The 8,614-nt window shown below is 40.8% G+C and carries 9 protein-coding genes; 1 reads left to right on the forward strand and 8 read right to left on the reverse strand.

What is annotated here, in order from left to right:
* Window positions 1–20: 20 nt before the first annotated feature.
* The 7 genes from ABD915_RS07265 to ABD915_RS07295 all read right to left on the reverse strand — a co-directional run bounded on the left by ABD915_RS07265 (window position 21) and on the right by ABD915_RS07295 (window position 4,912).
* Window positions 21–575: a hypothetical protein gene (locus tag ABD915_RS07265; protein ID WP_345116967.1), complete on the reverse strand. Its 555-nt coding sequence runs from the start codon at window positions 573–575 to the stop codon at window positions 21–23.
* A 543-nt stretch (window positions 576–1,118) separates the two neighbouring features.
* Complete coding sequence (locus ABD915_RS07270) at window positions 1,119–1,310, reverse strand: hypothetical protein (protein WP_345116969.1); 192 nt, start codon at window positions 1,308–1,310, stop codon at window positions 1,119–1,121.
* Between the two features lie 866 nt (window positions 1,311–2,176).
* Window positions 2,177–2,767: a hypothetical protein gene (locus tag ABD915_RS07275; RefSeq protein WP_345116971.1), complete on the reverse strand. Its 591-nt coding sequence runs from the start codon at window positions 2,765–2,767 to the stop codon at window positions 2,177–2,179.
* A 5-nt stretch (window positions 2,768–2,772) separates the two neighbouring features.
* Window positions 2,773–3,051, reverse strand: coding sequence for a hypothetical protein (locus ABD915_RS07280; RefSeq protein WP_345116973.1), 279 nt, complete (start codon window positions 3,049–3,051; stop codon window positions 2,773–2,775).
* A gap of 547 nt (window positions 3,052–3,598) precedes the next feature.
* On the reverse strand, window positions 3,599–3,805 hold the full coding sequence (locus ABD915_RS07285) for a hypothetical protein (protein WP_345116975.1): 207 nt from the start codon (window positions 3,803–3,805) through the stop codon (window positions 3,599–3,601).
* The gene (locus ABD915_RS07290; protein ID WP_345116977.1) at window positions 3,802–4,149 is read right to left on the reverse strand and encodes a hypothetical protein; all 348 of its coding nucleotides are present in this window, start codon (window positions 4,147–4,149) and stop codon (window positions 3,802–3,804) included. Before ABD915_RS07290 ends, ABD915_RS07285 begins: the two co-directional genes overlap by 4 nt.
* A 238-nt stretch (window positions 4,150–4,387) precedes the next feature.
* Window positions 4,388–4,912, reverse strand: coding sequence for a hypothetical protein (locus ABD915_RS07295; RefSeq protein ID WP_345116979.1), 525 nt, complete (start codon window positions 4,910–4,912; stop codon window positions 4,388–4,390).
* A 2,295-nt stretch (window positions 4,913–7,207) separates the two neighbouring features.
* On the opposite strand from ABD915_RS07295, the gene ABD915_RS07300 reads away from it, so the two are divergent.
* Window positions 7,208–8,143 (forward strand): YopJ/AvrA family T3SS effector serine/threonine acetyltransferase, encoded by a 936-nt coding sequence (locus ABD915_RS07300; protein WP_345116981.1) that lies wholly within the window; start codon window positions 7,208–7,210, stop codon window positions 8,141–8,143.
* A 158-nt stretch (window positions 8,144–8,301) separates the two neighbouring features.
* On the opposite strand, the gene ABD915_RS07305 is transcribed toward ABD915_RS07300, so the two are convergent.
* Window positions 8,302–8,454 carry a hypothetical protein gene (locus tag ABD915_RS07305; protein WP_345116983.1) on the reverse strand — a complete coding sequence of 51 codons (153 nt, stop codon included), beginning with the start codon at window positions 8,452–8,454 and terminating at the stop codon, window positions 8,302–8,304.
* Window positions 8,455–8,614: the final 160 nt, after the last annotated feature.

Here is an 8,614-nt window from a genome sequence, read left to right on the forward strand (position 1 = left end):
TCTTTCCCTCTCGTAGTTTCTCAAACAGCTGTATCAGGTTCTTTCAGCACGCTTTTCAGTTGTTTTCTTAAACAGCGATACATTCTCACCTGCTTAAAGACACCATAATAAAGTGGCAAAATCATCATGGGAATAACAGCAATCCAAGCTGTCACCAACACAAGCACAAGAACAAATATTGCAACAAGAATATCGTACTTTTTCCCCCTATCGCTCTTTTTATAGCGATCCTTTTGGTGAAAGGTTATTTTACCCTGTTGCTGGTTTATTTCTTTCAATTTTTGGGTATTTATTCCCAACAAATACCACAATATGATGTAGACTATCGCCATAATTGGAATCAAAACACAAGCGCACACTGTAATCACTTGCCAGAGCACGGAGACAGACAAAAGCATACTGTCTTGCTCTACTGTTAATTCCCATTCTGCCAAGGATGGTAGAGAGAGGATCTTATCCCACAAGGCAATGACGAGTGAGAGGCAACAAATGACAACAAGCTCTCGCGTAGAAAAAAGCTCTTTCTCGAAAAAAGAGGGCCGTTTGTTAAAAAATGCTGAATTTTTCCACTTCATTGCTCTTTCCTTTTCTTATGCGAGCGCATTCTTTTTCTCATACGCACTTTTTTAAGAACCACTCACGTGCCATGGATGCTTCAAGTACGATAGCTGTCTTGCCTTTCTTTCAACAAACCACCCAGACTTTCTAAAAGCGCTGTTGCTTTCCAAATGGTAAGAGCATCCTCCTCACAGACCTGAGAGATTTTTCACCCTCTTTGCCTTATGTTTCCTCCACCATCCGTTCTTTTTTGTCACAGAGCTGCTGAACATTGCCTCTTGCACCTCTCTATAACTTATAACTGCGCAAGCGCTCTGTTGCGCTCTTTTCTTACGCGTTTCAATTCTCGTTTCACTCTACAATACCCCCTCGTACGTTTGAGAAAAGAGTAATACAGTGCTAAAATCAACAGCGTCACGAAAAGAGAAGATACCACCAGAAGCAAACTAAAAAAGACGATTAATGCTATTCAAAAGACCACGTATTTCCTCAGATCTCCTCGTTCAAAGTAAAACGGATAAAGAATATCTCACTTATAATTTGTCCCTTATCGCCCAGACTTAACACTGCGTAGATTTATCGCTCTCTAGACCTATCACTTGGATACACATCGCTTTATCACGTTGCCAAGTTGCTTCTTCTAGTCTCTGGATATTTTTTTCAACCGACGCGTAAAGACTATGCACAACACCAGCATCACCGGCATAAAGGCAACAATACAGACCGCTAAACTTGCCAGAGCACGGAGACAAAAAACAGTACTGTCTTGCCCCACACTCAGCTTCCACTCTGCTAATCTTGGTACCAAGAGAATCCTTCTGCACAGTACAATAAGGAGAAAGAGCAAAGAGATAACGATATGATCTCTCATCAAAAGAAACGCTTGTTCGAATGAAAAAGAGCGCGGTGCTTTATCAAATGTTACGCTCTTGCCCTTCATTGCTCTTTTCTTATGCGAGCGTATTTTTTTTCTCATGCCAACTCTTTTAAAACCCACTAAAAGTGCCATGGATGCTTCAAGTACGATAGCTGTCTTGCCTTTCTTTCTCCGTTGCCAAACCGCCACGTTGTACACTCTTGCATGGTGCACAAGCGCCACAACTGCTATACTTAAAAAAACATCAAGCACCACTCCCGCAAAGCTTTCCCTTCTGCCTCTGAAGATCTTTTGCCCCTCTTCATCCCCTTGTTTTACGACACCTGCAAGCCACTAGGCATTCTTTTTCAGCGCTTTTGTTAAGTGTTTCGTCACCTTGTAATACGCACGAAAACGCTTGAGAAAAGAGTAATACAGCGCCACAACTGCTTCTTTAAGAAAACATCAAGCACCACTCCCGCAAAGCTTTCCCTTCTGCCTCTGAAGATCTTTTGCCCCTCTTCATCCCTTTTCCCCCATGACACCTTTAAGCCACTAGGCATTCTTTTTCAGCGCTTTTGTTAAGTGTTTTGTCACCTTGTAATACGCACACAAACGCTTGAGAAAAGAGTAATACAGCGCCACAACTGCTATACTTAAAAAAACATCAAGCACCACTCCCGCAAAAAAGAGGCAAATGAACGTATATCCCATCATGTATTCTAGCATCATATGAGGCACTTTGTTCCCCCTTGCGTTCTATTAATGGACGCCTTTATCTTGTTGATAGGTTAATTCTTCCAACCGCTGGATCTTTTTTTTCAACTGAGCAGTTAAGAGTGCACGGAGCATCAAAATGACAGGGATAGTTACCAAAACACATGCCGATATAAAGACCAGCAGCAATAAGAGAAAGACCAATTCTTCAAGTCTCCCTTCATTGATGCTGCTTAAATTACGCTTCATTTCTTGGACATAATTCATCTCTTGCACAAAACTTATATACACATACACTTTGAAAGCGATAATGATGAGAGAGAGGAAAAGTATAATGGCATAATCTTTCCATGAAAAATCCAGCCACTTTTTGAGTAAGAAGGAACTATCCTCTGTGTTGAGAGCGAAAATCTTGTTTTTGCCTTCTTTTTCATTATTTTCAAGATCACCAAGGTGCTGCAGATGTTCTTTCATCAAGCGTTTTTGTTCTTTCACCTTGTAATACAGCCTCAAACGTTTAAGAAAAGAGTAATAAGGCGCCATGATTATTGCCGTGACCAAAACGGCCAAGATCACGACACTGAGAAATACAAATAAAATGATCGGGACGATAAGAATAATCGCTCCTGGGCCCATGGCATTTATACCTTATCTGATTTATCCTGCGACTTTGTTGTTTCTTCCAATTTCTGAATTGTTTTTTTCAATTTACGATCGCGAATATTGTGGAGTCCCCAAAGGATAGGAAGGGGAGCGAAAATACATGCCCAGATCAAAACCGGCAAAAGAAAGAGAAGATTACCAAGGACATCCCATTTTGCCCACCCCAACATCTGTGTGAAAGACTTTGCGCAAGCGGGAGTCTCTAAAGCAATCCAGATAAGAGGGATGCAAAACATGATGAGAAAGTTGCGAGACATTTTTTTATAATTTTTCAATAAAAACACCATTGATTTTTTGAATGAAAGAAAACGCAATCCTAAACAAAACGCTAACTTTTTCCCCTTCATTTTTCCTCACTTTTTTACACATTTTCCTAAAAACTTTTGAACTGTTCTTGCTGCAGAGAAACGAGCCACTTTGTTTTGCACAACATTTGTCTCCCTTAGTTTTCATTTTACAGCAACAGTTTTTCATTTCCCACTTTCACTGGAGACAATATCAAAACACGAGCTTTTCTTGCACTCTTGCTCTTTTACCCTCCACTGTACCTCTTGCCTCGCACCGCCTCACACGACGACGTCTTCCCTCTTTTAAGCGTTGTTTTTCCCATTATAGAATTCTCCCTGGGTACAATTCTCCCTGGGTACAATTCTCCCTGGGTACAATTCTCACTGGGCAGAATTTTCCCTGGGCAGAATTTTCCCTGGGCAGAGTTTCCCTTGGTAAGCGCTATTTTTTACGCACGCATTTTTACGCGTGCAATTGTAAAACTCTTTCTCTAAACGATTCACGGCTTCCCACACACTATGTGACGCTTTTCATCATGTGTCTCAGTACCGTCAGTCCCCTTGCCATACAGCCATACATTTTCGTTTGCCATACAGTTTCGAAGACTTTGATATAAGAGTTATAAGGCACAACACCTGCCCCTTGACGAAAGAGCCAAGCACTATAATAACAAGCACCATAAGGATAAGAACAAGTGAAAGAGGAATACAACAAACTCTTCATTTTTCCCCTTCTCCTGCATCCAATGCTGTCATCAGTTTATCTTGCTGCTCCACCTCTTCTTCAAGTTGGTGAAGCATTTTTTTCAACTTACCCGTCACTATCATGCGGGATAGCAAAACGATCGGTAAGAACAACAGAGCACACAGCAAGCCCCATGCAAGCAATAGGAATATCCTAAAAGACAAGATACCTTCCCCCCAATTTGCTTGGTATACAACGCACACGGTGGTGAGAGAAATAACCAAAACCGTAGAGAGGGAGAATATTTTTTTATAATCTTGCCAAGAAAGAGAGAGTTGTTTTTTATCAAAAAATTTATCAAAGACTGAATTTTGTCCTTTCATTTTTTGACTTCTTTCATCTCTGCTCAATTGCTACTTCTGTTGTTCAGTGACTGTTTTTCAGCTCTTTATCCAGAGTAAGATACAATCTCACACGTTTGATAAAAAGGTAATAAATCCCGATTAGCAAGACACCATTTAAAACAGAAATGATAACGATTCCTAAAAAAGCTAGGAACGCGAAGAATAATGTAAGCATAGTTATTTTCCCCTATGGCATTTATGCCGTGATTGTTTTGTCTTACTGTTGAGAAGATTTTTCTAGTTTTCCCATCATTGCTTTCAATTTACGATCCAGTATGATGTGGAGCACCAACACCACAGGTAAGAAAATGATAGAAAGTGCCCATAATGCAATCGGCAGCCTAGATATAAAGGAACCAAAGCCATCTCCCAAAAGGCTACCGAGCCCACTGAAAAACTGAAAAAGAAACGTGAACAGAGTCATTGGTTGAAAGGCTCCAAAAACCAACATGATCACAGAAATGAAGATTATTATGATATAATCTTTTTTTGAAAGAAGCATCGATTTTCTGAACGAACAAAGTTTAGATTCTTTGTCCCTCATTGAATCTTTGAGAAGAGAGGCATAATCTTGCCCCTGAGAAGATTGTTGTGCCTGAGAAGATTGTTGTGCCTGAGAAGATTGTTGTGCCTGAGAAGATTGTTGCGCCTGAGAAGATTGTTGCGCCTGAGAAGATTGTTGCGCCTGAGAAGATTGTTGTGATTGAGAAGATTGATTTAATTTCTGGTTGTCTGTTGTCATATTAACATTCCCCGCTCCTTAAATGTTTTACAGCATTTTTACAACGCCGCCCATCAGCACTCTTTCTACATAGAGTCCTATCACTGATCCCCCTTCCACATTATGGACATGTATAAGAGAAAGCACCCACCCTACATACAACTACACGTTGATCTCCAAATCGTACAAAGCTGCGAAAACAGCCAAGGATTTTCTCGCATTCGATTTGTCAACCTCCGCAACACACCTGTGTAGGCAATGTGATAGCTTCATGCATTAAAGATGATGTAACAGCCTGCATAAAAATTTTCAATCCCTCTTTTTAAAAAGCTGTGTATATTCAAAAAGGTAAAAGCGTGGCATTTTTCAAACAAGGCTTAACATGCGTTTATAACAGGATATTGGCGTATAAAAAACGGCTTTTTTCAAGATGCGAACATCTCTGTCATCAATTGACGCCGCATAATTTTATAACAAGACCTTGATAGTGTGAGGACCTCGACACAAGAAAAGATTTACGTATGAGAAGAAAGCAACAAAAAAATCCTCCATCTCTCCTTGACCTTCTTTCATTACCATGAAAGACGGCATCATACTTTTTATCGCACAGCAAAAAGAGCAAAAAGGAGGATAAAAAATTACAACTCCACCCCCCACGACTGCATTCCCCCCCACGATGTATACGAAACAGTTTTGTGTGACCACAGAAGATGCCAAAAACCCGCTTTTGAGCTCCTCTATCAGACACCCTAGTGAGCAGCCTCCCTAGTGAGCAGCCTCCCTAGTGAGCAGCCTCCCTAGTGAGCAGACACCCTTGTGAGCAGCCTCCCTTGTGAGCAAGCGCCCTTGTGAGCAGCCTCCCTTGTGAGCAAGCGCCCTTGTGAGCAAGCGCCCTTGTGAGCAAGCGCCCTTGTGAGCAAGCGCCCTAGTGAGCAGGTGCCCTAGTGAGCAGGTGCCCTAGTGAGCAGGTGCCCTAGTGAGCAGGTGCCCTAGTGAGCAGGTGCCCTAGTGAGCAGGTGCCCTAGTGAGCAGGTGCCCTAGTGAGCAGGTGCCCTAGTGAGCTTAGCGATAAACAGGATGCATGAAGCATCAGGTGCAAGCAAATAATTTTGATTGATTCACTATAAACAGATTTAAAATGAGAGAATCTTACAGTATGAGGGGCTTTCATTCACCATGCAAAACGATAAATGATCGTTATAAATCAAAGCATTGCCCGCACAACGGTATCGACAAATCAAAAATGACTCTTGATGCGCAAAAGGTTTTCTCAATGGCTCTTGTGATGATTTTGCCCCCTTATCATCGGATAAAAAAGCACGAAAACAATGCAATCAAAGAACAACCACTCACTCTGAAGAGATGAACGAAGCGATAAAAGAAGCACAACAGCAGCATCGCCAGCATAACATTCATGCGGTATTATAATATCTACAACATCTTATCTACAATAGCTTTTTGCAGAAGAGCAATCGGCTCTCCTTTCTTGTTAGTCCGTTGCGTTTTGTTCTTGATACGCTTCCCATACTGTACTCTATAAAGGAGATTTATAAAAAGAAAAAACGGATATAAGAAGCAATCGACGCAAACAGCTCGTTTTGTTATTCAACTGTATTCTCGTAGATTTATCAAAATTTATTTGAAAATATAAGCTGTCTTGTGGTATTATATTAAAAGAGTCAAGTTTATTTTTTGCCCATCTCTTCTGTTGAAGAGAAAAGGAGGCAATCCTCTAAAAAGGATAGGAAGACATACTAAACAAAGTGATAGCTGAGAGGCATCATAGTCCTGCCTCTCAACAGCAGAATAATGGCTTGGAGAGTGGAATGTAAAGGCTTGCGCAAAAATTTTACTTACAGAGAGACAAATAAAGCAACCCATCAAGAGACAAAATGACGTTTCCCCATCAGGAGATGAGAACGAAGCTTCTCCATGAGGAAACAGAATAAAATTTCAGTCTGTTTTTCATTGACACTGGTCGAGATTGCTCTCAAAAAGCAAAGTTCTCTCTCACAGAGGGATTTCTGCGTAAAAGAGAAGGCAGATGATAAGCCGTAAAGAGTAAGATAAAAGCAGCCGAATTTTTATTACTCCTTTGGCTTTTGATGCTTTCTTGAAAAGCTGGAAATTTCAGTTTGGTAAGCCTTACGAAAGCTGTTGAGATTTGGAACATCCCCTGATTCCCTTACCTTTCAGAGGAAAAAAGCAGTGAATACCGTTTTTCCCAGAATAAGGCATTGTTTATCTAGAATAAAACATGTTTTTAGCAAAATGAAAGGATAGCCTTTTCCTTCTTATAAAGAAGGAGATTAATTTATGAAGCCACAAGATTCAAAAAGCAGCGCCCAGAGTTCATCAAGTGTTCAAGGAGCCGATATCGAAAATGAATCCCTAGAAAGTCTTCTAGCACGTTTAGAACAACTCAACACCGAAAAAGAAAAAAATATCCCATTCGATCATGAAAAATTACAAGATATCATTACAGGCTTAGAGAAAGATATTGCTGACGGGAGTTGGATTAAAAAAGATTATGCACATATAGATTTGAAACTAATGCCTGCTCTCATAGAACAAGCAAATCTTAAATATCCAAGATTAGATCTTAAATTTGCTACGAGCTCTGAAGAGCTTTGCCTTTCAATAAAAGAAGCCATTGATAATGGGGTTCAATCTTGCAGACATATAGTGAACATGAAGGAAAAGGGAATGCATTTTGCGGTGATTGATCATCGAACCATCGAAAACAAAACATCCTTGATATTTTTTGAATCAGCAACACTCAAGAGTATGAATCCAGCGATGTTGGCATTAAGAACTCAAATGTCCATTAAATCTCAATTACCTGATTGTCGTTTTTCCATAGTAGAAATGGATATTCAACGCAGCTCTTCTGAGTGTGGAATTTTTAGTTTAGCGCTTGCCAAAAAGCTTCATACCGAAGCTGGTAAATTGACAAGAATGCACAAGGACAATATTGACGGCGTGTTATGTCAATCAGATGCGCCTTTACCTTCTGATAAATTGGATGCGTATCTTCCAGTTAGCTTTTTCAAACACACGCAAAGCAGAAGGCGTCTCGAACAATATGTTAAGTCACATCCGGGAGCTGAAAATGAAAAAGTAAACAAAAAGGACAAAACTCTTGCCGAGAGGTTTGATAAGAACTTAGTAACAACAGAGGAAGAAAAAACAGTCTCTGTTTCAGCACACAGAAAAAGGGTTAAGGAATATAAGTCTCTGCTTAGCATGTGATGTAATTTTTAATGTTTTTGTTCATTATGCATACGAAGTTTGGCTTGTACATTTGGGTTTATTGTCATGAGCAGATTAATTGTTGCAGATTTCTCTGCTTTTTCGAGCAAATTCCTCCATTTTGGGATTATAGGAGATAGACAATCTAAGCAGCATGCCTAAAAAAAGCAACCGCTCAGGAGCCGCCGCGCATGAGTATCCCACAATCGAAACTCTCCAGCAACAACGCCCCTATTGCTGCTCTCCAGCCAACTTCCCAATCCCATCGGCATAAGATCAGCAAAAGCCGCCTTCAAGCAAACCCCAACCACCAAGCAACCCCTGCCACCAGAAAGCAACCGCTCAGGAACCGCCCTTCATGCGCATCCAATCTCACCAGAAACCGTCCCACTCTTTCAACCCACGCACTGCATCACTTTTCGCCTCCCCCTTTACGAACTCTCCAATGCACCCTGCTTTTCTTTTTACAGA

The organism is Bartonella jaculi (assembly GCF_039543045.1).
GTDB lineage: Bacteria > Pseudomonadota > Alphaproteobacteria > Rhizobiales > Rhizobiaceae > Bartonella > Bartonella jaculi.

Coding starts and splice junctions, on each gene's coding strand:
- ABD915_RS07265 (WP_345116967.1), bottom strand. CDS start 575: ATGAAGTGGAAAAATTCAGCATTTTTTAACAAACGGCCCTCTTTTTTC.
- ABD915_RS07275 (WP_345116971.1), bottom strand. CDS start 2,767: ATGGGCCCAGGAGCGATTATTCTTATCGTCCCGATCATTTTATTTGTA.
- ABD915_RS07280 (WP_345116973.1), bottom strand. CDS start 3,051: ATGTCTCGCAACTTTCTCATCATGTTTTGCATCCCTCTTATCTGGATT.
- ABD915_RS07285 (WP_345116975.1), bottom strand. CDS start 3,805: ATGAAGAGTTTGTTGTATTCCTCTTTCACTTGTTCTTATCCTTATGGT.
- ABD915_RS07290 (WP_345116977.1), bottom strand. CDS start 4,149: ATGAAAGGACAAAATTCAGTCTTTGATAAATTTTTTGATAAAAAACAA.
- ABD915_RS07295 (WP_345116979.1), bottom strand. CDS start 4,912: ATGACAACAGACAACCAGAAATTAAATCAATCTTCTCAATCACAACAA.
- ABD915_RS07300 (WP_345116981.1), top strand. CDS start 7,208: ATGAAGCCACAAGATTCAAAAAGCAGCGCCCAGAGTTCATCAAGTGTT.